A 23,770-nucleotide genomic window follows, 5' to 3' on the forward strand; every position below is an offset into this window, starting at 1 on the left:
GACGACGTCTCCAACAGGGATGAGTTCAGGGAGCTATTCGTTGGCCTCGGGCGGCAAGAAGTTCACTTCATGCTGCGCCGAGATCCGGACCACCTCTTCGGGGTCGGTCAGATTGTGAAGCTGGTTGAACAGCGCTTCGAGCTTCTGCATCGGCGACACCCAGAACAGCGCGCGGGCCGGCTTGTCTGATTTGTTGAAGTAGCCATGCGGGATGCCGCGTGGCATCCGAACCAGGTCGCCGGCCTTGGCCTGCACCCAGACGCCGTCGAGCTTGAGATCGAGAACGCCCTCCTGCACCAGGATGAATTCATCCTGAGTCGGGTGAACGTGCACCGGCACGAATTGTCCGGGCTCGCTATTGGTCTCGAAGGCAAAGGTTGAATCGGTCACGGCCTTGGGGAAGTAGACCTGACCGAGAATATTCCAGGTCTTGCCGCCGTAGCCGGTGCCGTTCTTGGTGATGCCTTTTTCGAGCGCTGCCATGTCGCCCTCCTCTGTCGCGGTTGGTGTGGTTGCGATGTCCGAAAAATAGTTCGTGCAGGCTGGATCGAGCCGAAGCAGCCGTCTAGCCGGAAAACGAATCCGGCCGGCTTCGCGCGAGATTTTTCAGATTGCTGCGGCGCAGAATGACGAGCAGACCGCGTTGCCTTCCGACGAGGCACCCACGACTACCAAATCGCCTTTCCAACCACGGCTCCGAGAGATATTATAGGCTTCAAATAATGCGGAGGGCCGGGCCGTGGAGACGGGCACGAGCATTGTCAGGCATGACCCGACTGTCCGGCTGGCGGCGTTCAACCGCGTTTCGACCGGCAGCGTCGATGCTGCCGCCGACGCGATTGGACGCATATTCTGCCCGCATGAGCTAAAGCCCGCCCGCGCCTCATCCAAATTTTTCGCGCTGCATAACTGTGCGATCTTTGGCGGATTTTCCATCAACTACGTCGCCTATGGCGGGTCGGTGTTGATCGACCCCGGCTGCCTCGAGCGCTTCTTTCTGTTGCAAATCCCCGTGCACGGTTCAGCGCGGATCCGAACCGCCTCGCGCGACATCGCAACCGCTCCCGGCGCCAGCGCCTCGCTGTTGTCGCCGACGATCCCGACGCGAATGACTTGGCAGAGCAATTGCGCCCAGATCATTCTGCTGGTCGACCGCCGCCTGATAGAGCAACGGGCCGCGGCATTATCGGGGCGGCCGGCAGGCGCGGTCGAGTTTGAGCCCGTGGTCGACCTCTCCTCCGCAGCCGGCTGCGCGCTTCAGTCGCAGGTTTTGGAATTCGTCGATCTTGCCGAATGCCTCGGACCGCAGCAGCAGCCGTCGCCGATAACAGCAGCCAATATACGCGAGACGTTGTTGGGTGCTTTGCTCCACGACCAGCATCACAGCGCCAGCGATGCCATCGAGCGATTTGGCGGCCGGGCCGAAACGCTGCCGCAATCGTTGCGACGGGCGCGCGAGTTCTTATACGCGCACGCGGACGAGCCGCTCGATCTCGTGCGCCTTGCTGCAGCCGCAGGCACGGGCATCCGTGCGCTACAGCTCGGCTTCCGGCGGCATTTCGGCACATCGATTTCCGAGATGCTGCGCGACATCCGCCTCGCGCACCTCAACGTCAGACTGGCCGTCGCCTCCCCTAACGACAGCGTCACCGATATCGCATTCGAGCTGGGATTTACCCATCTGAGCCGTATGGCGAGCGCCTATCGGATCAAGTTCGGTGAAACGCCCTCCGCGACCCTGCGCGGAATGAACTAGCGTCCAGCGAGTTGCTCAACGGATCCTCCGCGGCGTCGGATATCAGTCGCCCCGCGCTCTCGCGGATTTCTGCGCCGAAGTTTTGGTCTTGGCCAACAGGCGCATCAGCTCGCGAACGTCCTTCGGCGTCAGGTCTCCGAAAATGTCGGCGATCCATAATTCGTGCTCTGCCGCCATTTTGCGGAATTCGGCACGACCGGCCTTGGTCAGGCGGATCACCTGCACGCGGCGATCGACCTCCGAGGTGCGGCGGTCGAGATGCCCGGATTCGACCAGGCGCTCGACGAGGCCGGTGACGTTGCCATTCGAAACCATCATCCGCTTGGAGACATCGGACAGCGTCATGCCCTCCGGCACCTTGTCGAGCTGGGCCATCAGGTCGAACCGCGGCAGCGTGACGTCGAAGCGCTCGCGCAAGCGGCTGCGTACCTCGCCCTCGATCAAGGTCGTGCAGGTCAGGAGGCGAAGCCACAGCCTGAGTTCGTCGCCATGATGCTCCGGGAGCTCGACGGCCTTGGTCTCTGAATCGAGAGTCATGATCCTAATCTTGTCTGCGTTTTAACTTTCGGCGAGCTCGAACAGAGCTCAGCTTGGGATCATTGCCCAGATTTCTTTAAGTTTCAAGCAATTGGCGCATGGGCTTGCATGGAGGCGTTGCGCTTGCGGGTGCCGTCGCCGTCAGAATAAGCTGCACCCCGAGCATTTGATGTAGCGCAGGTTTTGGCTGCAGGGCCGCCGAACGGAGGAATAATCATGAAGCAGTCGTTGAAACTGACAGGGCTTGCCGTTTTGCTGGGGTTTGCCGCCGCTCCGGCCGCAGCGCAGGAGAAGATCAAGATCGGCGTGATTACGACCTTGTCCGGCCCGGCGGCCGTACTCGGCCAGCAATCCCGCGACGGCTTCCAGCTCGCAGTCAAGGATCTCGGCGGCAAGATGGCCGGCAAGGACGTCGAGGTGATCGTCGTCGACGACGAACTCAAGCCCGATGGCGCCGTGACCAAGGCCAAGGGCCTGCTCGAGCGCGAGACGGTGGATTTCGTCGTCGGGCCGATCTTCTCCAACATCCTGCAGGCCATTCACCGGCCAGTGACGGGGAACAAGACGTTCCTGATCAGCCCGAACGCGGGGCCGTCGAGCTATGCCGGCAAGGAGTGCAACCCGTTCTTCTACGTGACATCGTACCAGAACGACCAGGTTCACGAGATCCTCGGCAAGGTCGCCCAGGACCGCGGCTACAAGCGCATGTACGTGCTGGTGCCGAACTATCAGGCCGGCAAGGATTCGGCGGCCGGATTCAAGCTCGACTACAAGGGCGAGATCGTCGAGGAGAGCTATACACCGCTCGGCACGCTGGATTTCCAGGTCGAGCTGACCAAGATCGCCTCCTCCAAGGTCGATGCGCTGTTCACCTTCATGCCGGGCGGCATGGGTGTCGGCCTCGTCAAGCAGTACCGGCAGGCCGGCCTCGCCGACAAGATCCCGGTGCTGTCGGCGTTCACGGTCGACGAATCGACCCTGCCCGCGCAGCAGGATGCCGCCGTCGGCATGTTCGGCGGCGCCAACTGGGCGCCGAACATGGACAATCCCCACAGCAAAAAATTCGTCGCTGCTTACGAGGCTGCCTATAACAGCGTGCCCGGCACCTACGCGATGCAGGGCTATGATACGGCCATGCTGATCGACAGCGCGGTGAAGGCGGTGAAGGGCGATCTGAAGAACAAGGACGCGGTCTCGGCCGCGCTGAAGAAGGCCGAGTTCACTTCGCTGCGCGGCGACTTCAAGTTCAACGTGAATGGCTATCCGATCCAGAATTTCTATCTGACCAAGGTCGCCAAGCGTCCGGACGGCAAATTCCAGACCGAGATCGTCGAGAAGGTGTTTTCCAACTACGGCGATCGCTATGCCAAGGATTGCACGGCCGCGAAATAACAATCGAGAGGGAGCGACACTATGAAGACTGAAATCGCCGGCATTACCCGCGCCAACGAGGGAATCCAGGGAATTTCCTGGAGCATTCTCGGTCAGACCTATGTGCCGAAGAGCGTCACCGAGCATTCCTTCTCCTGGCATGCGACGTTGCCGCCCGAGACTTTTGTGCCGCCGCACATCCATCCCGATCAGGACGAGTATCTCTATATCCTGGAAGGGCAGCTCGACTTCTTCCTCGACGGCGCCGAAACGCAGGCGACACCCGGCGATCTGGTTCGCCTGCCGATGGGCAAGCCGCACGGCATCTTCAACAAGTCGGGACGAACCGCGAAGACGCTGTTCTGGGTCTCGCCGACACGGCGGCTCTACGACCTGTTCTGGGCGATCCACAACATGAAGGAGCAGAAGCCGGACGCGGTGGTGGCGCTGGCGGCCGAGCACAACATCCACTTCCTGCCGCCGCCTCCGGGGGCGTGAGTTACGCCCGCACCGCCGCGAGCCCGACCTGCGGCGCGGCGAAGCCGGCCTTCGACGCATAGCCGCGCACGATCGCCTCGCGCTGGGCGTGGCTCAGCACCTTCTCGATGTCGGTAAAGCCGTCCGGCGCCAGTTGCTCGACAGCGTCGATCACGCCTTCGGGACCACCGCGGCGGTTTGCGCGCACGATCTCCGCCGTCATCGGCAGGCGCTTCTTCTCATAGGCGACCAGCGCCTGGCGCGGATGTTCGGCGCGCGCCAATTCATCGGCCAGTGCCCGCGCGTCGAGGATCGCTTGCGAGGCGCCATTCGATCCGACTGGATACATCGGATGCGCGGCGTCGCCGAGCAGCGTCACCCGGCCCCAGGTCCAGTACGGCAAGGGATCGCGGTCGCAGCACGGATATTCGTAAAATTCCGGCGTCGCCGAGATCAGGCTGCGCACGTCGACATATGGCACCTTGAAGCGCTCGACATGCGGCATCAGCTCCTCGCGCTTGCCGGGCCGCGACCAATCCTCGCGGCGCGGCGGCGGCGAATTGCCGTCACCGATCTTCACCAGCACCGCCCAGTTGGTCAGCCGGCTCGATGGACTTGAGCCTTCCGCAATCGGATAGACCACGACCTTGGCATTCAAGCCGCCGGCCACGATCATCGAGCGGCCGGTCAGGAACGCCGGCCAGTCGCGCGCGCCACGCCACAGCATCAAGCCGTTCCAGCACGGCGGTCCCTCGTCCGGAAACAGCATCTCGCGCACGCGCGAATGAATGCCGTCGGCGCCGACCAAAATATCGCCGCGCGCGGTTTTGACGTGGGAGCCGGTGCGGTCGAAGAAGTGCGCGACCACGCCGCCTTCATGCTGGGCAAACGCGCCGAGACGGCAACCGGTGTGGATCGCCTCGTTGCCGAGCCGTTCCTCGACGGCGCGATGAATCACGCTTTGCAGGCGGCCGCGGTGGACCGAGAATTGGGGCACGTCGTGCCCGGCATCGAGGCCGCGCGGCTCGCGCCAGACTTCCTGGCCGTGGCGGCTGAGATAATACAGTTGATCGGTACGAACAGCGGCGGCATCGAGCCGGTCCAACAGGCCGAGGGCGGTTAGTTCTCTGATCGCATGCGGCAGTGTGTTGATGCCGACGCCGAGTTCGCGGATGGTGTCGGACTGCTCGAACACTTCGCAATCGATGCCGCGGGCGCGCAGCATCAGCGCGGTGGTAAGGCCTCCGATGCCGCCTCCGACGATGATCGCCTTCATGCGCGTAACTCCACTCTATTCTTCGACCTCTCCCCGCTGGCGCCGGGCGAGAGAGCGATAGAGCCTGCCATTCGGCCTATTCGGCCGCAAGCGGCTTTGTCGCCTCGGCCTTCAGCTCGGCGCGGGTTTTCGGTTTAGCCTTAACCTTGAGGTCCTCGAAATCCTGCCGGTCGCGTACGCTGTTGCGGAAAATCTGTTCCTTGCCGGGCAGATATTGCGGCGGACAGGCAATGTCGGCGCCATACCAGGCCGCAGCCCGCATCGTGAAGAACGGATCGACCAGATGCGGCCGGGCGAGCGCGACGAGATCGGCGCGACCGGCGGCCAGAATCGTGTTCACCTGGTCTGCGGTGGTGATGTTCCCGACGCACATGGTCGCGACGCGGGCCTCGTTCCGGACCTGATCGGAGAACGGCGTCTGGAACATCCGGCCATAGATCGGCTGCGCGTCGCGCACGGTCTGGCCCGTCGAGACATCGACGAGATCGACGCCGGCTTCGGCGAACGCGCGCGCGATCGCGACCGCGTCATCGCCGGTGATGCCGCCCGCCGCCCAGTCGGTGGCGGAGATGCGAACCGACATCGGCTTGTGCGCCGGCCACGCCGCCCGCATCGCCTCGAACACTTCGAGCGGATAGCGCAGCCGGTTGGCGAGCGGGCCGCCATATTCGTCGGTGCGTTGGTTGGTCAGCGGCGAGATGAAGCTCGCCAGCAGATAGCCATGGGCGCAGTGCAGTTCCAGCATGTCGAAGCCGCAAGCCACCCCGCGCAACGTGGCCGCCACGAACTCTTCCTTGACCCGGCCCATCGCGGCGCGATCCATTTCGCGCGGCACCTGGCTGTCGGGGAAGTAAGGCAATGGTGACGCCGAGATCGTATCCCAGCCGCCCTCTTCCAGCGGCCGGTCCATCCCCTCCCACATCAATTTGGTTGCGCCCTTGCGGCCGGCATGACCGAGCTGCAGGCAGATCTTGGCGGCCGAATTGGCGTGGACGAAATCGACGATGCGCGTCCAGGCGGTCTGCTGCTCGTCGTTCCATAGACCGGTGCAGCCGGGCGTGATGCGCGCGTCGCGGCCGACGCAAGTCATCTCGGTGAAGATCAGTCCCGCGCCGCCGATGGCGCGCGAGCCGTAATGCACCAGGTGGAAATCGCCGGGCACGCCGTCTTTCGCCGAATACATGCACATAGGCGACACCACCGCGCGGTTCCTCACTTCCATCTCCCGCAGCCTGAGCGGCTGGAACATCGGCGCCGTCGGCTTGTCGAGGTCGACATCGAATCCTTTGGCGCGAACCTGCTTCGCAAACGCCTTGTCGACTTCGCGGACGAACTCCGGCGCGCGCAGCGTGAGGTTGTCGTAGGTGATCGCCTTGGCGCGGGTCATGACGCCGAACGCGAACTGCACGGGATCGAAATCCCAGAAGCGGTCGACGTGCTCGAACCAGACCAGCGACACGTCGGCGGCGTGCTGGATCTTCTCGACCTCCTCGCGCCGCCCCTGCTCGTAGGTCTGCAACGCGGCGTCGACGGTCGGCGCCTGCGCCATGGCGTCGGCGAGTGCAATCGCGTCTTCCATCGCGAGCTTGGTGCCCGAACCGATCGAGAAATGCGCGGTCGCCTTGGCGTCGCCGAGCAGCACCATGTTGTCCTTGATCCAGCGCTGGCTGCGGATCATCGGAAAATTGCGCCACATCGAGCGGTTGATCAGCAGCGGATGGCCGTCGAGGAACCAGCCGAAGATTTCGGCCATGCGATCGGCGGACTCACGTTCGCTGAGGCCTTCGAGGCCGGCGCGGTGGAAGGTTTCGGCGTCGGTCTCGAAGATCCACGTCGAGCGGCCGGCTTCATACTGATAGGCGTGCGCGATGAACGGGCCCCACTCTGTCTCCTGGAAGATGAAGGTGAAGGCGTCGAGCGGCCGGGTCGAGCCCATCCATGCGAATTTGTTGGAGCGCAGGTCGGTCTGCGGCTGAAAATGCTCGATGTGCTTGTCGCGGAAGCGGCTGTTGATGCCGTCGGCGAGCACGATGAGATCGGTGTCGGCGAAACGGGCTTCGTCGTCGATATCGGTTTCGAACAGCAATGTGACCCCGAGTTCGCGGGCACGCTCCTGCAGGATCAACAGCAGCGTGCGACGCGAGCAGCCGCAAAAGCCGTTGCCGCCGACGCGGTGGACGGTGCCGCGGAAATGCACGGCGATGTCGTCCCAATAGGCGAATTCCTGAGTGATGCGGCGGTAGCTCGGCGGATCGTATTTTTCGAAATTGTCCAGCGTGGCGTCGGAGAACACGACGCCGAAGCCGAAGGTATCGTCGGCGCGGTTGCGCTCATAGACGGTGATCTCGGCCTGCGGCCGCTGTTTCTTCAAGAGGATCGCGGCATAGAGACCGGCCGGTCCGCCGCCGATTATCGCGATCTTCATCTACCGCCTCCGAAACAGGCTGTCGGGCTAGTTCCAAATTACTTTAAGCCTAAAGTAATTTCGGAGCAAGCCCCTGTTACCACCTCTCCGCCCTCATCCTGAGGAGCGGCCTTTAGGCCGCGTCTCGAAGGATGGGCCACGGGGCTGCATGGTTCGAGACGGCGCTAACGCGCCTCCTCACCATGAGGGGATGAATGGGCCTCAATTCCCCTGAAACACCGGGGTTCGCTTGTTCGAGAACGCCTCGAACGCCCTCGCGAAATCTTCCGTGGTCATGCAGAGCGCTTGCGCCACCGCCTCGGCCTCGATCGCTTCCTCCACCGACATTGCCCATTCCATCGCCAGCATACGCTTGGTCATGGTGTTGGCGAAGGTGGGTCCTTCCGAAATCTGCTTGGCCAGAAGCTGCGCCTGCGGCAGCACCGCGTCCGGCGTAACGATGCGGCTGAAGAAGCCCCAGCGCTCGCCCTCCTCCGCGGTCATGAAGCGGCCGGTGTAGAGCAGTTCCGACGCCCGTGATTGCCCGATGATGCGCGGCAGGATCGCGCAGGCGCCCATGTCGCAACCGGCGAGCCCGACCTTGTTGAACAGGAAGGCGACCTTGGCGCCGGTGGCGGCCAGGCGCAGATCCGAGGCCATGGCCATGATCGCGCCCGCGCCGGCGCAGATGCCCTCGACGGCGGCAACGATCGGCTGCGGGCAGGCCCGCATCGCTTTCACCAGGTCGCCGGTCATGCGGGTAAAGGCGGTCAGTCCCTTGGTGTCCATCTGGATCAAGGGGCCGATGATCTCGAACACGTCGCCGCCGGACGAGAAGTTGCCGCCCGCGCCTGTGACGACGATGGTTTTGACTTCGTCATCCATCGCGCAGGCGCGGAAGAAATCGGTGAGCTCGCGGTAGCTTTCGAAGGTCAGCGGATTCTTTCGCTCAGGACGATTGAGCGTCACCGTGGCGACGCGATCCACGACCGCCAGCACAAAATGTTTCGGCGAATAGTCGGCCAGCGGCAGCGTGACGGGGTTGGCAGGCTTGCTCATGGGATCTCCCTGAATTGCATTGTCGTTGACCGCTTAGACCTCGCCACCGGCAACCGCGATGGCCTGTCCAGTGATGGCGCCTGCGCCCTCGCCACAGAGCCAGAGCACGGTATCAGCCACTTCCGACGGCGCGACGAGACGTCCCTGCGGATTGTGCTTTGACAACTCCGCGATCGCCTGCTCGCGGCTGCGGCCGGTCTTCTTGATGATGTTGTCGATCGAGCCTTCCAGCAGATCGGTCTCGGTGAAGCCGGGACACACGGCATTCACGGTAACGCCGCTCTTGGCCGTCTCCAGCGCCAGCGAACGGACAAGGCCGATCACCGCGTGTTTCGCCGCGCTGTAGGCGCTGACATAAGCGTAGCCCTTGAGGCCCGCGGTGGAAGCCACCGCAACGATCCGGCCGCGGCGGCGCTCGATCATTCCCGGCAATACGGCTTGCGTGGCGTGGACCACGCCCATGAAATTGACGTCAATCATCCGCTGGAACAGCGTCGCGTCGGAGCGGCCGAACGGCGCGGACTCCGCCGCGCCGGCATTGGCAATGAGGATATCGATCGGCTGCCGCGCGGCGGCTTCCGCAACGGCCGACTTGACGGAAGCCTGGTCGGCGACATCAGCGACGGCTGCAAACCGCGCTGCGCCGGACGCAACCGCTTCATCCAATGTCGCGCGGTTGCGCCCGAGCACCGTTACCGTTGCACCAGCTTTCGACAGCGCCGCCGATATCGCAAGGCCGATGCCCCGCCCGCCGCCGGTGACGAGCGCATGGGAGGAACGCGACAATTGGGACATCGGTCAAGCCTCCAGGATCAGGGTTCAGCATATATTTTAAACTTCAAGCTTTTGCAAGGAAGGGGCGCGCATTCGTTGCGGCGGTCCGGTTGTCCCTGCGAACGCAGGGACCCATACTCCGCGGCGGAAATTATTTGGGTGCGCTGGTCGACGGCTTTCTTCAACAACGCAAGCCGGTGGTTATGGGTCCCTGCGTTCGCTGGGACGACGATGGATGATGGGCACGTCGTTGACGCTCCTTTGCCAACCCTACGGCAGCTAAGCGCTATATAATCCCGTCTCTTCGCAGCGTTGCAATCGCGTCCGCGTCGTAGCCGATGTCGGCCAGCACGCTATCGGTGTGCTCGCCGAGCGTCGGCGGGCGCGTGACGATTTCGCCTGGGGTCTCCGAAAGCCGCACCGCGGCGCGCGCCACTGGCGCGGGGTTCGGCAAGCCGGGATAATCGACATCCTGCATGAAACCAGTGGCGCGGATGTGCGGATGCTCCAGCGCCTGTTGCGGGCTCAGCACGGGACCTGCCGGAATCATCGCCTGGCCGAGCGTATCGATGGCTTGCTGCGTGGTGCGCTCGGCGCACCAGCGCGCCATTCGCTCACTGATAATGGGACCGTGATCGCCTCGCTTGATGTCGTCGGCGAAGCGGGGATCGCTGAGCCAATGATCCTCGCCCATCAATCTGGCCCAGCGGATGAACAGCGGATGGCCGGTGACCTGGCACAGCACCCAGCCGTCTTTGGTGCGGTAGATATCGGCGGGCGCCGCGGTCTGGCCGAGATTGCCCGTGGGCACGCGGTTGGCTGATATCACCGCCTGCTCGATCAGCATTGCGTTGGTGAAAGACAGCGCGGTCGCGAGCAGCGCGCCCTCGACGATCTGCCCGCGCCCGGACTTAGCCCGCTCGATCAGCGCGGCGAGCGTGCCGAAGGCGCAATGCAGCGCGGTGCCGAAGTCGACCCAGTTCACCGCGGCCCGGTACGGCGGATCGCCCTTGCCCGTCATGAAGACCGCGCCCGACATCACCTGGCCAACGCCGTCAAAGCCGACGCGATCCGACCATGGTCCCGGCCCGCCGAAAGCGGTCGCGGTCGTCAGGATGATGTCCGGCTTGATCGCCTTCAGCGAGTCATAGTCGAGCTTCATCGCGCGCAGCGTCTGCGGCGGCAGGTTGGCGACGACGACGTCTGATGTCGCAACCAGTCGGCGCATCACCTCCTGGCCTTGCGGCTTCATCGGATCGAGCGTGATGCATTTCTTGTTGCGGTTGACCTGCAGGAACAACGCGCCCTCGCCGCCTTCGCCGACCGGCGCCACGAAACGGTCCTCGCTGCCGTCGCGCTTTTCCACCCGGATGACTTCCGCACCGAACTCCGCCAGCAATGTCGCGCAATACGGCCCCGCGATATAGCGCCCGAAATCGAGGACACGAATGCCCTCCAGAACTCCCCCCATCGGTCTTTTCCTTGTCTGACTGCTCGATTGTCACGAGCCTTCTATCATGTTGATGAATGAATGGGACGGCCATACAATCACTGATCCCTTTCGAACGGAACATCCCTAAATGACCCCGACTGCACAACGGCCCTATCGCGGTGTTTTCCCCGTCGCTCCGACCATCTTCGACGATCAGGGGGAGCTCGATCTCGAAGGCCAGCGGCGCTGCATCGATTTCATGATCGACGCCGGCTCGAACGGCCTGTGCATTCTGGCCAATTTCTCCGAGCAGTTCGTCCTCACCGATGCCGAGCGCGAAAAGGTGATGGTCGCGGTGCTGGAGCACGTCGCCGGCCGCGTGCCGGTGATCGTGACGACGACGCATTTCGGTTCGCGCATCTGCGCCGAGCGCAGCCGCCAGGCCCAGGACGCGGGCGCGGCGATGGTAATGATCATGCCGCCGTACCACGGCGCCACTTTCCGCGTGCCGGAAAAGGCTATTTTCGAGTTCTATCGCACCGTCTCCGACGCCATCGACATTCCCATCATGATCCAGGATGCGCCCGTTGCCGGGACGCCGCTTTCGGTCGACCTGCTGGCGCGCATGGCGCGGGAAATTCCGAATATCCGCTATTTCAAGATCGAGGTGCCGATGGCGGCGGCGAAGCTTCGCGATCTGATCGCGGCCGGCGGCGACCACATCGAAGGTCCCTGGGACGGCGAGGAAGCGATCACGCTGATGGCCGATCTCGATGCCGGGGCGACCGGCGCCATGACGGGGGGCGGCTACCCTGATGGCATCCGGCAGGTCATCGATCCCTATCTCGCAGGCCGACGCGAGGAAGCGATGGCAGCCTATGCGCGCTGGCTGCCGCTGATCAATTACGAGAACCGCCAGTGCGGCTTGCAGGCCGCCAAGATCCTGATGAAGGAAGGCGGCGTGATCGGTTCGGACGCGGTTCGTCATCCCCTGCAAAGGGTTCACCCGGCGGCGCGCGCCGGTCTCATCGAAATCGCCCGCCAGCTCGATCCCGTGGTGTTGCGCTGGGGGCGGTAGATCGCCACCGTCAGCCGGCACCGCTCTTCGGCACTGTATAGCCGCCTGCTCATCACGACTTGATCTAGGAACGTCGCCGCTTCCTGCGCATTGAGGCGTAGAGACGCGGGACGGTTCGTCATGAGCCATGTGAGTAACAGGCACGACACGAAGCCTGAGCCAGCCAACGGACAGCCGGATGCTTCGGGAGCTCCAGGCGATCGGGGCCGCGGCCGCCGTGCGGTGTCTCCGTGGCAGATTCCCTGGAGAGGGTGGAAGGATATCCTGATCAGGACCTATCAGCAGGTCGGCGAAGACCGGCTGCTCGCCGTTGCCGCAGGCGTCGTCTTCTATGGCCTGCTTGCCCTTTTCCCGGCGATCACCGCCCTCGTCTCGTCCTACGCGCTGTTCGCCAAGGCAAGCACGATCAACGATCACATGACGATGCTTGCGGGCATCCTGCCAGAGGGCGCGCTCGGCATCGTCAGAGATCAGGTCAATCGCGTACTGGCCAAGGGCGAGGTCACGCTGGGGCTGGCGTTTCTGTTCTCTTTCCTGCTTGCCGTATGGAGCGCCAATGGCGGCATCAAGGCTATCATCGATGCGCTCAATGTGGTCTATGACGAGGACGAGAAGCGCGGCTTCTTCAAGCTCAATGCGGTTTCCCTCGCACTCACCTTTGGCGGACTGGTGGCGGTGCTTCTCACCATCGGTTCCGTGGTCGCGCTTCCGATCGTTCTGTCCACGATCGGGCTCGGAGCCGTCACCGATGCGCTGTTTCGATTCGGACGCTGGCCTGTCCTGGTCCTGATGATGCTGTTTGGCCTCGCGGTGCTCTACCGGTTCGGACCAAGCCGCCGCTCGCCGCAATGGCGCTGGCTGAGCGTCGGCAGCGTGGTTGCAACGCTGGCATGGCTTGCGGGATCGGCCTTGCTGTCGTTCTACCTTTCCAATTATGCAAACTACGACGCGACGTACGGCTCGCTCGGGGCCGCGATCGGCTTGATGATGTGGATGTGGATGTCCACGATCGTCGTGTTGCTCGGTGCCGAACTCAATGCGGAGATCGAGCATCAGACCGCAGCCGACAGCACGGAGGGCGGAAACAAGCCGTTGGGCCAGCGTGGGGCGAAGATGGCCGACACGGTCGGAGAAGCGAAATCATAAGCGCAGAAGCGCAATGTTCCCGTTTTTCTCGAACAGGCTGGGATGTCTTGGCTCGCTGTTATTTTCGGCTGCAGTGACCGTCGGCCTGCTTTTTGCGTTCTGCGTTTTTGATCGCTAAAATTGCGCAGCGCTGAACTGGAAATCAGAGTTGAAGCCATTACATCAAGTGCCCGCTCACATTGATTCCCGCCGTGAAGAAATACCTCGTCATTTTCCTTCTGCTCATGCTCGTTCCCATGGCTGTTTCCGCCGTGAAATACCTGCTCGGCGACAGGCGCGCGAACTGGCAAACGGCGGACCGTTCAAGCGCCGGGCTTCTTGCCAAAGCTTCCGAACACACCGATGCCGTGATCAGGGTGTTCGCGGCACGAACCGTACGCTGGCGCGGGATATTCGCGGTTCACACCTGGATCGTCGTGAAGGAGCGCGGGGCCAGCCGTTACAGCCGCTACGATTACACGGCCTGGGGTGAACCGATCCGGATCGACGGATTCCAGGCCGACGGGCGCTGGTTTGGCGAGATTCCCGAAACGGTCGTCAGCCTCGATGGTCCGAAAGCGGAAGCGCTGATTCCCAAAATCCGCTCGGTCATCGAGACTTACAAGTTTCGGGCCAATGGAGATTACAGCGCCTGGCCGGGTCCGAACTCCAACACGTTCATCCAGGCGATACTGGATGCCGTTCCGGAGCTTGAAGCGGTGTTGCCGCCGACGGCGATCGGCAAGGATTATCCTTACCATGGCAATTGGGCCGGCTTCACGCCGTCGCGGACCGGCGTGTTTGCTTCGCTCGGAGGTTATCTTGGGCTGACGATCGGATGGATCGAAGGCATCGAACTCAATTTTTTCGGAGGCGTTCTCGGCTTCGACATCCGCCGCCCCGCATTGAAACTGCCGGGTGTCGGCCGGCTCGGGCTGCCGCTTGGCCCGTGACTCAATATTTGTCACTGGACGAGATGGGATTGATTTCAGTCGATAGGGAACCTTCGTTTCGGTCAAACGTCGAAAATCGGGAGGACCGACATGACCGACGAACAGACCTTTGCATCATTGCTCGGCGAGGCCGCGATGGCGGTTTGGGGCGACATGCCCCGGGACATTCAGGAGGCGCTGTTCGAAACCGCGATGCGCAACCGCTCCGAGTTGCGTCACGATCTGGCCGTGCTGCTGCATGAGCGCCACCCCAGAACGCAGCACCCGGCCAAACCCGACTGAGCAAACCCACCTGACGTCACACCTCTATTCCGGAAACGCAACATCCGCGATGACGGGAAGATGGTCCGAATAGGAGCGCGCCTTGCGATCGGTCCAGGCCGAACGGATCACGAGATCGGGCGAGGCGTAGATTCGGTCGAGCCGCATCATCGGCAGGCGCGCTGGAAATGTCCGTAACCGCGTTCGGACCGGGCAAATCCGCGCCAGCACGCCCCGCACCGATTTCACCCAGAACCAGTCATTGAAATCGCCGAGCACGAGCGTCCGCGTCGGCTGCACCAGCTCGGCCAGGGCATGCGCCTGGGCGTGCCTTTCATGGATGCTGAGGCCGAGATGTGTGGCGATGACCCTCACCTCGCCATGATCAGACAAAATGCGTGCGGCAATGGCCCTGCGGGGCTCCCGCTCCTGATACGAGACGTCGGAAATTTTCGGGGGCTCGGCGAACGGCCAGCGACTCAACAGCACCTGTCCGTAGTCGCCGTCCTCGGTGACGATCGATCGCGCATCGACGCTGTGGTCGCCGACGGCTTTCGCCAGAAGGGCAAAGGGATCGTCGGTTCTCCCACGCGAATCGACCTCCTGCAGGGCCACGATATCAGGCGACCAGCGGCGAATGACGGAACAGACGCCATCCAAATCAAACCCGGGATTGAGGTGGAAGATGCCGTGAACGTTCCACGTCATGATGCGAACCGTAGCCATCACGTTCTTCGCCCCGCCAGCCAGGTCACCAGGAACTGCACGCCAAGGCACAGTGCGATCCAGGCGAGGATCGCCAGCGCCAGCAGCAGCACATTGATCCAGGAGGCGTTTCGCGCCAGATCCGCGATCTGCGCGCCGAGCGCGGCCATGACTGCGATTCCCGGCGCCATGCCGAGCACCGTGCCAAGCATAAAATCGCGCAGGCTCAATTTGCTGGCGCCCGCCACCACGTTTACGATCGAGAACGGAGCGATCGGCACCATCCGGATCATGGCGACTGCCACAATCCCCCTGCCGATGATGCGGCTCTGAACCCGGGCGGCCCGTCGCCCGAGCAGCCGCTGCAAGCGCGCCTGGCCCAGCACGCGGCCGATCGAGAACAGCGTGAGCGCGCTGAGCAGCACGCCGGCGCTCGCGCTCAAGAAACCCATCCACGGCCCGAGAGCAGCCGATGTTGCGGCGATCAGTACCAGCACCGGAAAAACCACCAGCCCGCCGACGACGAAGGCGGCAATCGCAAACAGCGGCGCGAATTGCGACCGTGCGGGGTGCGAGATGATCGAGGAGACGAAGCCGACATCGGCGAAATCGCGCAGCGATGTGTACTGCCAGGCCAGCGCCAGGCCGGCGAGCGCCGCAGCGAGGCCGGATACGGCCAAAATGGTTCTTGCCGTCCACATGCGATTGGCGGCGCGGTCGAGGTGAAGCGGTTCCCTGGGATCGGCTACGGGCTGCACCATCACCGCCACGCCGCCGACCGACGCGGCCGGATCGATCGGCTGCAACGATTTCGGGACGTCGTCGTCCGCCAGGCGGTCGAGAAATCCGAACAGGTCGGCTTCGTGGCGTTCGATTTCGCGTTCATCGACGCCGCAGAAATGCCCGATCAGACTACGGCGAAGCCAGGCGAGATATTCACAATGCGCGTCGGAAGTGGCCTCGAAGGCCAGGTCGCATTCGGTGTCCGCCCCCATCGAACGATTGTTGAGGTTGGCCGATCCCACGCGCAGGACGCGATCGTCGACGATCATCACCTTGCTGTGCACCATGACCGCAGCCGCCTGCTCGGCATCGCGCGTCGATGGATAGACAAAGCGGACCCGGTCCATGACGCCTGCCGACACGAACCGGGCGATAAATCCGCCGCGCCCGCTCTGCATGGCCTGCGATTCGAACCAGGACGAATGCATCTTCGGCATGACGATCAGGACGCGAAGCTGCGGCACGTCCAGCAACCGCTGCGCCAGGAGGCGCGCGATGTCGGTGGCGCTGGTGAACTGGTTTTCGATATAGATGAAGCGGTCGGCCGCATTGATGGACGCTTCGAACAGCCGCGCGACTTCGTTCACGCCGCCACTGCGTGCGGTGGCTATCTCGGTCCGGGCGATGCCCACCGTCATTCCCCGGCACTGCACCGGGACCGAGGCCGGCCAGCGCTCGCCCTTGGTCGCTGCGGGTCTTTCGACCGTGCAGCCGGCGGCGTGCCACCTGTTCTCCGCCACTTCCGTCAGACTGGCCGCAGCTTCGCCATCCACCATGCACTGCACGTCGTGAAACGGCGGATAGGGTTTGCCGTCGGGATCGGTACGAAGCGGATGATGCGCCTCATGCGCACTGGTGTCCCAGCGCCGGATCGTCAGGTCGAGACCGCCGACGAAGCCAAGCGCACCGTCAATGACGGCGATCTTCTGATGCTGCGCTGAGCCTAAGGGGAGACTGGAGTCGAAACAAAAGCGCAGCCGGTCCGACGCGTGCGCAGTGAACTTGGCGGCCGAATTCCACTCCCGCTCCGCGGCATAGAGGGCCGGGAAATTCCAGATAAGAATGTTGATCCGCAGATCGGGCTTCGCCTTTAGCAGCGCTTTCAGAAACGCACCGAGCTCTTGCGGATAGCCGTCGTCGGCGTACCCGGAGGGCCCGACAAACCGGGTCTGGCTGTGGATGTCCCAGCCGATGATGTACACCTGCCGGGTTGCGAGCAGCAGCGCTTCCCGCAAAGCGGCGAAATATGCGGCCGCATCATTGAGGATTGTCAGCCGCCCTGCCTTGCACCTTCTCCAGACGGTTTCGCCAGGAATGAGGATGGATGAGCTTTGCAGCAGACGGCACCTCGGCAACAGGATGAGAAAACCGTTCGGGATCACGAACGAATGTTCGCCCGACGCCAATCCAACGATCTGCAGCCGCGGCAGTTCCAGCCAGGCGGAACTTGCCTCCGTCCCGCCGTCTTCGGCGCGCCGTTGAATCACCAGACACGCGCGTTAGCGACGATTTCTCTTATCGGAGATATCCGGGGTCGTAGTGTTCCGGCCCGTGTTGGAGACGCTTTCTTCCTCAACCACCGGTTCGATGTAGGTGCTGTGCAGCGAGATCGGCGACTTGAAGCCGTCGAACATGATGCGGACAGTGCTGCGATAGCGGCCGGAGCCGATGGTCACCCCTTCCCGGCCGGCGAACTTTGGGCATCGCGCCGCCCCGAGTGCGCTCATCCTGACGCGTGTCCGTTCAGGCAACGGAGTCCGGTGATCGGGTGGCTGTTTGGGCAATCGCATCCTTGGGCCAAGCGCCTTCGCCGGTTCATCTATCCGCCGGAGAGGAAATACGTTCGGTCTCGAATGCATGGCGAGAAATCCACCGGCGCACCATGCGCCGGCAGTCGATGATTGCCGGCCGCAAGCCGAGCAATACCCCGGCTGGGCCGGCATCTCGCGCTATTGCGGAGGCCGGCTTGGTCAGAATGACGCCACACGTTCGCCAACAACATGCACGCATGCGATCAGTCGCGGCATCTTGCGATATTCAACCATCGACACAGGCTGTGCTTTGGAGATTTGAAAATGCAGATGAGGCCGGGACGACGGCCCGACGTCGCCGGGTCGAGCCTAGGCGACTTTGGTAGGAAGGCCTTGCGGCTGCGCACCGCCGCAGACATGCGCGAGGCCGACAACGATACCATCGTACCTGCTTCGTCAGGGCAGGCGTACGTATCGAAAGATATATCAGCCAGGTTGCGAGGTACGGCTTTTTGCAGTCGAGGAATGAGAAAACACGCTTTAATGACCAGTTCTTGACGACATTCGGTCACATTCGGGCCGCTTGGCATCCCCCGTTAACGAGGGTAAAGTTTCTTTCGAACAATTAAGATACAGAGTGAACTAATTCACAGTAACTATGAGCGGTTCTGAAGGAATCTAGTATTAAAATCCGGGGGCGCGTTATGTCAGTCCCACGCAAGAAGACTGTATTTATTGTAGACGCAATGGCCTTTCGACGAGCTCGAGCAGAGAGCTTCTTAAGTTCCTGGGCCAGCAACGAACAGGTCGAACTGATTTCGCTCGATCCCGATGAGGCGCACAGAAGGCTTATCGAGCGGAGCGAATGCGAGATGCTGATTTACAGCGTCGGCACCTCCTCTCCCCACGAGGTCTTCACCGAGATACAGGTGTTGCATACCCTTCGCCGGGAAGCGGCACTCGCCATCATCTCCGACGATGAACATCCCGCCACCGTTGTCGCGGCGATCCGTTGCGGAGCCCGGGGCTACTTCAGCAATTCCATGGCACCCGAGCTTGCGTTGCACGCCCTTTCATTCGTCCTCCATGGCGGCACCTACTTTCCGGCGACCGCCATACTGGCCAGCCAGACCTTCAGCCCGCCGGAGCCTGAACAACAGACGCAGGCGCCCCCTCTCGGGCCAGAGGACGGTCCTTACGACCAGCAAGGGCCCCTCTTCGACGGTAAGGCGGTAAGCGTGCAGCGCGACCATGGCCTAAACGGCGCGCGGAACGCGCCCGAGTTTACCGAGCGGCAGTGCGCGGTGCTCGCTTGCCTCTGCCAAGGCGATCCCAACAAGGTGATCGGTCGCAAGCTCGGCATGACCGAAACGACGGTGAAAGTCCATGTCCGCGAAATCATGCGCAAGCTGGGCGTGAGCAACCGGACCCAAGTCGCGATCGCCGGGGCGCGCGTCTCCTTCGACAGTCCCGTCGCACTGATTACTCCGGATTCAGCCATGACGGTCAGGTCATCCATATCTCACTAGCGATTGATTTTCGGCATTGCGCCGGTTGCCATTTCATCGCTCCTGCCGGAACTCGCGGCAATTTCTCGATCTGTCGGCCAGCGCATCCTCGCTACGGGAAGCGGCGGCATCCTATTGCAATGCCACAATATATGATTATCGTCATATAACAGCGATCGAACAGGAGGACCCCGCAATGGCCGCAAGCCCCGATCCCGTCGTCATCCTTTCCGCCGCCCGCACGCCGCTTGGCCGGTTCATGGGCGAATTGTCCCCCTTCAGCGCGCACAGGCTCGGCGCTCACGTGATCGGCGCGGCGCTGGAACGGGCGAAACTCGCGCCGGAGCGGATTGAGGAGGTGTTCATGGGCAACGTGCTGCCGGCCGGACAGGGCCAGGCGCCGGCACGCCAAGCTGCGCGCGGCGCCGGACTGCCTGACGCCACCGGCGCCACCACGGTCAACAAGGTGTGCGGCTCCGGCATGAAGGCGACGATGCTGGCGCACGATATCATCAATGCCGGTTCGGCCTCGATCGTGCTATCCGGCGGCATGGAGAGCATGTCGAACGCGCCCTATCTGCTGGCCAAGGCGCGCGGCGGCTATCGCGCCGGGCATGACCGGATCATCGATCACATGATGATGGACGGGCTGGAAGACGCCTACGAGACCGGCCGCTCGATGGGCGACTTCGGCGAGGCTACCGCGGAGGCCTATCAGTTCACCCGCAAGGACCAGGACGCCTACGCGATGGAGACCTTGACCCGCGCCCGCAAGGCGGTCGAGGGCGGCGCGTTCAGGGCCGAGATCGCGCCGATCACATTGTCCGAGAAGGCGGGTCCGCGCGTCATCGCCAATGACGAGCATCCGCTCAAGGTGGATCCGGCCAAGATTCCCGGATTGAAGCCCGCGTTCCGCAGTAACGGCACCATCACGCCGGCCGCCTCTTCCGCGAATGCCGACGGCGCCGCCGCGCTGGTTCTGGCCAAGCGCTCGCTCGCCGATCGCGACGGGCTACCAGTGCTCGCCGAAATCAAGGGTCACGCGACCCACAGCCAGGAGCCGCAATGGTTCACCACCGCGCCGATCCCGGCGATCCGCAAGCTGCTCGACAAGGTCGGCTGGACCGTCTCCGACGTCGACCTGTTCGAGATCAACGAAGCGTTCGCGGTGGTGGCGATGGCGGCGCAGAAGGATCTCGGCATCGCGAGAGAAAAACTCAACGTCAATGGAGGCGCCTGCGCGCTAGGCCACCCGATCGGCGCCACCGGCGCGCGTCTGATCGTGACGCTGCTGCATGCGCTGGAAGCGCGGAACTTAAAGCGCGGTGTCGCTGCGCTCTGCATCGGCGGCGGAGAAGCGACCGCGATCGCCGTCGAGCGCGCCGCGCGCTGATCGGGCCGTCGGAAGGACTGCGAGCGGCGCGAAGGGTGTCGCTCGCCGTTTTCGGGGCCACCTTCAAGCTGCCAGGGCGGCATGTCTCAAGCGCCTTGTCGCCGCACGCCTGACCTTTTCGAAGGCCAAAGCTTCGATCTGCCGCACGCGCTCGCCGGAAATCGACAGTTCACGCCCGAGCTCTTCCAGGCTCGGCGGATCCTCGCGAAGCCGCCGGGCCTCGAACACGCGGCGCTCCCGCACCGTCAGCACATCAAGGGCCGAATGGAGCGCCCTCGCCCGTTGCCCGCCCTCATCCTGTTCGGCGATCATCGCCTCCGCGTTCGGCGAAGGGTCGACCAGCCTCGCTTCCCATTCGGTAGGCCCGTCTTCATCGACGGATGCATTCAGGGAAAGGTCGCCCGTCAGACGGCTGCTTATCTCGATCACATCGCGAACGGGGACCGCGAGCTCCCGCGCGACGGCCTCGGCCACCTCCGGCGTAAGGCCCGTCCTGTCGCCTCCGAACTTGCGCATGGCGCGCCTGAGGCCAAAGAACAGCTTCCGTTGAGCTGCCGTCGTCCCGATCTTGACCAGCGAGCGCGACCGCAGAATGTAATCGTGGATCGCGGCCTTGATCCACCACAAGGCGTAGGTGGAGAACCTGGCACCACGGCCCGGCTCGAAATGCGAGGCCGCGATGACAAGGCCGAGATTGGCTTCCCCGATCAGATCGGCAAGCGGAAGGTCGTATCGCTGGTAGCGGCGCGCGACCTTGGCCGCGAGCCGGAGATGGCTGGTGACGAGCGCATCGGTAGCGCTTCGGTCTCGGTGCTGCTGCCAGCGCCGGGCAAGCTGCTGCTCGTGCGTCGGTTCAAGCAGAGCGTATCGCTTGATGAGTGCGGCATATTCATCCACGATATCTCGCGATCTGTCTCCAGTCAGCGGCTCGCGCCTGTCTGACAGTATCGTCGTGCTGTGGGCGTTCATGGGTGGCTCCAATCCATCGGGTCCGGCAGAGAGACCCTAGGGGACGGCACCGCGATGCCGCCATTAAATTGGAATTGAGGAATCTAAATTCGCCGTTAGCGTCCGTGCCGCTCTGGTCTCGATTTCAAAATCGCACGATTTCGCTCGAGGCTCGCGAAACCTCGATCGGTGAGCATTCGCGCGCTCGTGCGAATTTCAAACGACCGCTTCCCTGCAAGCGCTTTGCACGACAGCTCAAGACCAGTTGAGCTTTGTAAAAGGCAATTTAGTGGGACGCGGTCGCGCCCGCCCTACATCTCCGTCATGCATCCGCTGCCTGGATGCAGCCTCAAGCGAGCAGTTCGCATCGAAAAGAACACGCGCCCGTTGCGGCATGTGACCGCGCATGCGCGTCCAGCGAACTGCCGCGTAGATGATACGGAGAAAGACAATGACCTCGATCAAGACCATCGCTGTCGCAGGATTGCTGTCCATGATGGCGGCAGCGCCTGCCTTCGCGCAAGAAGCCATCCAGGAGCCGGGCAGTTTTGCATTTTTCTATCCCAATCTGGACGTGCTGAATGGCGGTGCACCCACGCCGGCCTACCGGATGGAAGGGCTGCCGCCCTCGGTGATGCAAGCCTATAACGAAAGGGAAAGCGGCATGGCCGGCCCCAGCGTCTGGCAGCATCGGCGTGTACACCACGCATCCCGCGCCGAGCATGATGACCGCCGGCATGGGTGACGTTGGCGGACCTATGTCCGGCCACCTTGCTCATCGGGGCAAACGATCTCCACCCGGCCTCCCGGGCCGGCGTGGATGATCAGGCGAAAGCCGTGCAGCTTCACGATTGCCGAGACCAGGTTGAGTCCAAGGCCGATGCCCGGCGTGTTACGAATCTTGTCCGAGCGATAGAACCGGCGCAACACGGCTTCGTGCTCCAGCGCGCTGATCCCCGGACCCGTATCTGTCACACGCAAGATGGTTTCGCCCTCACCGCGCAGCAGCGCAAGCTCGACCCTGCCGCTCCGGGGCGTGAACTTGATGGCATTGTCGACGAGATTGGCCACCGCCTCCAGCAGCAGGTCGCGATCGCCGCGTACGGAGAATTTGTCGGCTATGTTCACGCTCAGCGCGATCTGCTTGTCTTCGGCGATCGGCTCGTACATGTCGCAGACCTCGCGCAGCATGTCGCCGAGCGCAACGTCGCCGAAGGCGGACGAGCGGCGGCTGTTCTCGATCTCGGCGAGCCGCAACAGCGCCGTGACGATCGACAGCGACTGGTCGATGCCGGCGATGGCCTTGTCGACAACTTCCTGGAGTTGCTCCAGGGTCGTCGCGTTGGTACGGCCGCGCTCGAGCGTCAGACGAGCGCGCGTCAGCGGCGTTCGCAAATCGTGGGCGATGTCGTTGCCGACGCCGGCCAGCGCGTTGATCGTGGTCTCCAGCTCATCGAGCATGCCGTTGACGATGGCGGCGAGCCGCGAGAACGGTTCATCGACGTTCTTGTGCGGCAGCCGCTCGCGTAGATCTCCGGCGATGATGCGCTGGACCCGGAAGTTGACCTCCTCGACCCGCCTGCGGGCACGCGCGCTCAGCCAGGCGCCGGCCAACAACCAGAGACAGAACGCAGGCAACAGGCCAAGCGCCAGCGCCGCTCCGACGACCCTGAAGACTTCCGCCGTTTCGTCGACGTTTCGCCCGACCACCAATATGTCGCCGTTCTCGAGGCGCCGCGCGACGGTTCTGACGGATGTCGCACCGGCTTCCTTGTCATCAAGGCGCACCAGCGGCATGCTCCGCGCCGGTGCCCCGATGTCGAGCCCGTCCGGCAGGGATGCGACGTTGCCGGCCAGCCGATCCCCGTTCGCGTCGAACACGCCGGAGAACTGAACGCCGCGGGAATCCTGCCCGAGATGATCATTGAGCGCACCGATCAGACGCTCGCGCGGCAATCCGGCAAAGAAGCCGATCTGCGTCGTGATCATGCGATCGGATCGCGCGATCAAATAATCGTCGATCCTGAAGTAGATGAAACCGAACAAAACCGTGACGAAGATCGCGAACAGGCCCGCCAGGATCGTGGTCCAGTGAAACGTCTTCGAGCGAATGAACTGCAACTGAAGCTTCCCGGCCTGCCGTTCGATCACCTTGCCGGCCCAACGGCGCGGGCGCCCG

The 23,770-nt window shown here is 63.1% G+C and carries 22 protein-coding genes; 10 read left to right on the plus strand and 12 right to left on the minus strand.

Annotated features, from left to right (window positions below; translation table 11 throughout):
* Positions 1–33 precede the first annotated feature (33 nt).
* Positions 34–483: a cupin domain-containing protein gene (locus V1290_RS09065; RefSeq protein WP_334364080.1), complete on the minus strand. Its 450-nt coding sequence runs from the start codon at positions 481–483 to the stop codon at positions 34–36.
* Positions 484–739: 256 nt separating this feature from the next.
* On the opposite strand from V1290_RS09065, the gene V1290_RS09070 reads away from it, so the two are divergent.
* On the plus strand, positions 740–1,756 hold the full coding sequence (locus V1290_RS09070) for an AraC family transcriptional regulator (RefSeq protein ID WP_334364081.1): 1,017 nt from the start codon (positions 740–742) through the stop codon (positions 1,754–1,756).
* A gap of 42 nt (positions 1,757–1,798) precedes the next feature.
* On the opposite strand, the gene V1290_RS09075 is transcribed toward V1290_RS09070, so the two are convergent.
* Entirely contained in the window at positions 1,799–2,293 is a 495-nt protein-coding gene (locus V1290_RS09075) for a MarR family winged helix-turn-helix transcriptional regulator (protein ID WP_028347469.1), read from the minus strand.
* Between the two features lie 216 nt (positions 2,294–2,509).
* Here V1290_RS09075 and V1290_RS09080 point away from each other — a divergent pair, with 216 nt between their 5' ends.
* Together V1290_RS09080 and V1290_RS09085 are read left to right on the plus strand one after the other, a co-directional pair.
* Positions 2,510–3,685, plus strand: coding sequence for an ABC transporter substrate-binding protein (locus V1290_RS09080; RefSeq protein ID WP_334364082.1), 1,176 nt, complete (start codon positions 2,510–2,512; stop codon positions 3,683–3,685).
* 21 nt (positions 3,686–3,706) lie between these two features.
* Complete coding sequence (locus tag V1290_RS09085) at positions 3,707–4,162, plus strand: cupin domain-containing protein (protein ID WP_334364083.1); 456 nt, start codon at positions 3,707–3,709, stop codon at positions 4,160–4,162.
* Position 4,163: 1 nt separating this feature from the next.
* Here the strand turns inward: V1290_RS09085 and V1290_RS09090 are convergent, their stop codons facing one another.
* The 5 genes from V1290_RS09090 to V1290_RS09110 form a co-directional block, all read right to left on the minus strand.
* On the minus strand, positions 4,164–5,417 hold the full coding sequence (locus tag V1290_RS09090; RefSeq protein ID WP_334364084.1) for a flavin-dependent oxidoreductase: 1,254 nt from the start codon (positions 5,415–5,417) through the stop codon (positions 4,164–4,166).
* Positions 5,418–5,493: 76 nt separating this feature from the next.
* A complete protein-coding gene (locus V1290_RS09095) occupies positions 5,494–7,842 on the minus strand; it encodes a bifunctional salicylyl-CoA 5-hydroxylase/oxidoreductase (protein ID WP_334364085.1) in 2,349 nt (782 codons plus the stop codon).
* 201 nt (positions 7,843–8,043) lie between these two features.
* Positions 8,044–8,880 (minus strand): enoyl-CoA hydratase family protein, encoded by an 837-nt coding sequence (locus V1290_RS09100; RefSeq protein WP_334364086.1) that lies wholly within the window; start codon positions 8,878–8,880, stop codon positions 8,044–8,046.
* A gap of 33 nt (positions 8,881–8,913) precedes the next feature.
* Positions 8,914–9,675 carry an SDR family NAD(P)-dependent oxidoreductase gene (locus tag V1290_RS09105; protein WP_334364087.1) on the minus strand — a complete coding sequence of 254 codons (762 nt, stop codon included), beginning with the start codon at positions 9,673–9,675 and terminating at the stop codon, positions 8,914–8,916.
* A gap of 265 nt (positions 9,676–9,940) precedes the next feature.
* Entirely contained in the window at positions 9,941–11,125 is a 1,185-nt protein-coding gene (locus V1290_RS09110) for a CaiB/BaiF CoA transferase family protein (protein WP_334364088.1), read from the minus strand.
* 109 nt (positions 11,126–11,234) lie between these two features.
* Between V1290_RS09110 and V1290_RS09115 the strand changes: the two genes are divergently transcribed.
* The 4 genes from V1290_RS09115 to V1290_RS09130 all read left to right on the plus strand — a co-directional run bounded on the left by V1290_RS09115 (position 11,235) and on the right by V1290_RS09130 (position 14,524).
* On the plus strand, positions 11,235–12,164 hold the full coding sequence (locus V1290_RS09115; RefSeq protein ID WP_334364089.1) for a dihydrodipicolinate synthase family protein: 930 nt from the start codon (positions 11,235–11,237) through the stop codon (positions 12,162–12,164).
* A 120-nt stretch (positions 12,165–12,284) separates the two neighbouring features.
* Positions 12,285–13,310: a YihY/virulence factor BrkB family protein gene (locus V1290_RS09120; RefSeq protein ID WP_334364090.1), complete on the plus strand. Its 1,026-nt coding sequence runs from the start codon at positions 12,285–12,287 to the stop codon at positions 13,308–13,310.
* 236 nt (positions 13,311–13,546) lie between these two features.
* A complete protein-coding gene (locus V1290_RS09125) occupies positions 13,547–14,242 on the plus strand; it encodes a DUF3750 domain-containing protein (RefSeq protein WP_334364091.1) in 696 nt (231 codons plus the stop codon).
* Positions 14,243–14,332: 90 nt separating this feature from the next.
* A complete protein-coding gene (locus V1290_RS09130; RefSeq protein ID WP_334364092.1) occupies positions 14,333–14,524 on the plus strand; it encodes a hypothetical protein in 192 nt (63 codons plus the stop codon).
* Positions 14,525–14,548: 24 nt separating this feature from the next.
* On the opposite strand, the gene V1290_RS09135 is transcribed toward V1290_RS09130, so the two are convergent.
* The 3 genes from V1290_RS09135 to V1290_RS09145 are packed head-to-tail and all read right to left on the minus strand — an operon-like array spanning position 14,549 to position 17,718.
* The gene (locus V1290_RS09135) at positions 14,549–15,229 is read right to left on the minus strand and encodes an endonuclease/exonuclease/phosphatase family protein (RefSeq protein ID WP_334364093.1); all 681 of its coding nucleotides are present in this window, start codon (positions 15,227–15,229) and stop codon (positions 14,549–14,551) included.
* Positions 15,229–17,478, minus strand: coding sequence for a VTT domain-containing protein (locus V1290_RS09140; protein WP_334364094.1), 2,250 nt, complete (start codon positions 17,476–17,478; stop codon positions 15,229–15,231). Before V1290_RS09140 ends, V1290_RS09135 begins: the two co-directional genes overlap by 1 nt.
* A 12-nt stretch (positions 17,479–17,490) precedes the next feature.
* The gene (locus V1290_RS09145) at positions 17,491–17,718 is read right to left on the minus strand and encodes a hypothetical protein (RefSeq protein WP_334364095.1); all 228 of its coding nucleotides are present in this window, start codon (positions 17,716–17,718) and stop codon (positions 17,491–17,493) included.
* Positions 17,719–18,488: 770 nt separating this feature from the next.
* On the opposite strand from V1290_RS09145, the gene V1290_RS09150 reads away from it, so the two are divergent.
* A complete protein-coding gene (locus V1290_RS09150; RefSeq protein ID WP_334364096.1) occupies positions 18,489–19,271 on the plus strand; it encodes a response regulator transcription factor in 783 nt (260 codons plus the stop codon).
* A gap of 175 nt (positions 19,272–19,446) precedes the next feature.
* Positions 19,447–20,643 carry an acetyl-CoA C-acyltransferase gene (locus V1290_RS09155; RefSeq protein WP_334364097.1) on the plus strand — a complete coding sequence of 399 codons (1,197 nt, stop codon included), beginning with the start codon at positions 19,447–19,449 and terminating at the stop codon, positions 20,641–20,643.
* A gap of 63 nt (positions 20,644–20,706) precedes the next feature.
* On the opposite strand, the gene V1290_RS09160 is transcribed toward V1290_RS09155, so the two are convergent.
* Positions 20,707–21,612, minus strand: coding sequence for an RNA polymerase factor sigma-32 (locus tag V1290_RS09160; protein ID WP_334364098.1), 906 nt, complete (start codon positions 21,610–21,612; stop codon positions 20,707–20,709).
* A 430-nt stretch (positions 21,613–22,042) separates the two neighbouring features.
* On the opposite strand from V1290_RS09160, the gene V1290_RS09165 reads away from it, so the two are divergent.
* Positions 22,043–22,336 carry a hypothetical protein gene (locus tag V1290_RS09165; RefSeq protein WP_057843297.1) on the plus strand — a complete coding sequence of 98 codons (294 nt, stop codon included), beginning with the start codon at positions 22,043–22,045 and terminating at the stop codon, positions 22,334–22,336.
* An 11-nt stretch (positions 22,337–22,347) separates the two neighbouring features.
* Here the strand turns inward: V1290_RS09165 and V1290_RS09170 are convergent, their stop codons facing one another.
* Positions 22,348–23,712 (minus strand): sensor histidine kinase, encoded by a 1,365-nt coding sequence (locus V1290_RS09170; protein ID WP_334364099.1) that lies wholly within the window; start codon positions 23,710–23,712, stop codon positions 22,348–22,350.
* Positions 23,713–23,770: the final 58 nt, after the last annotated feature.

This window comes from Bradyrhizobium sp. AZCC 1578 (assembly GCF_036924675.1).
Classification (GTDB): Bacteria; Pseudomonadota; Alphaproteobacteria; order Rhizobiales; family Xanthobacteraceae; genus Bradyrhizobium.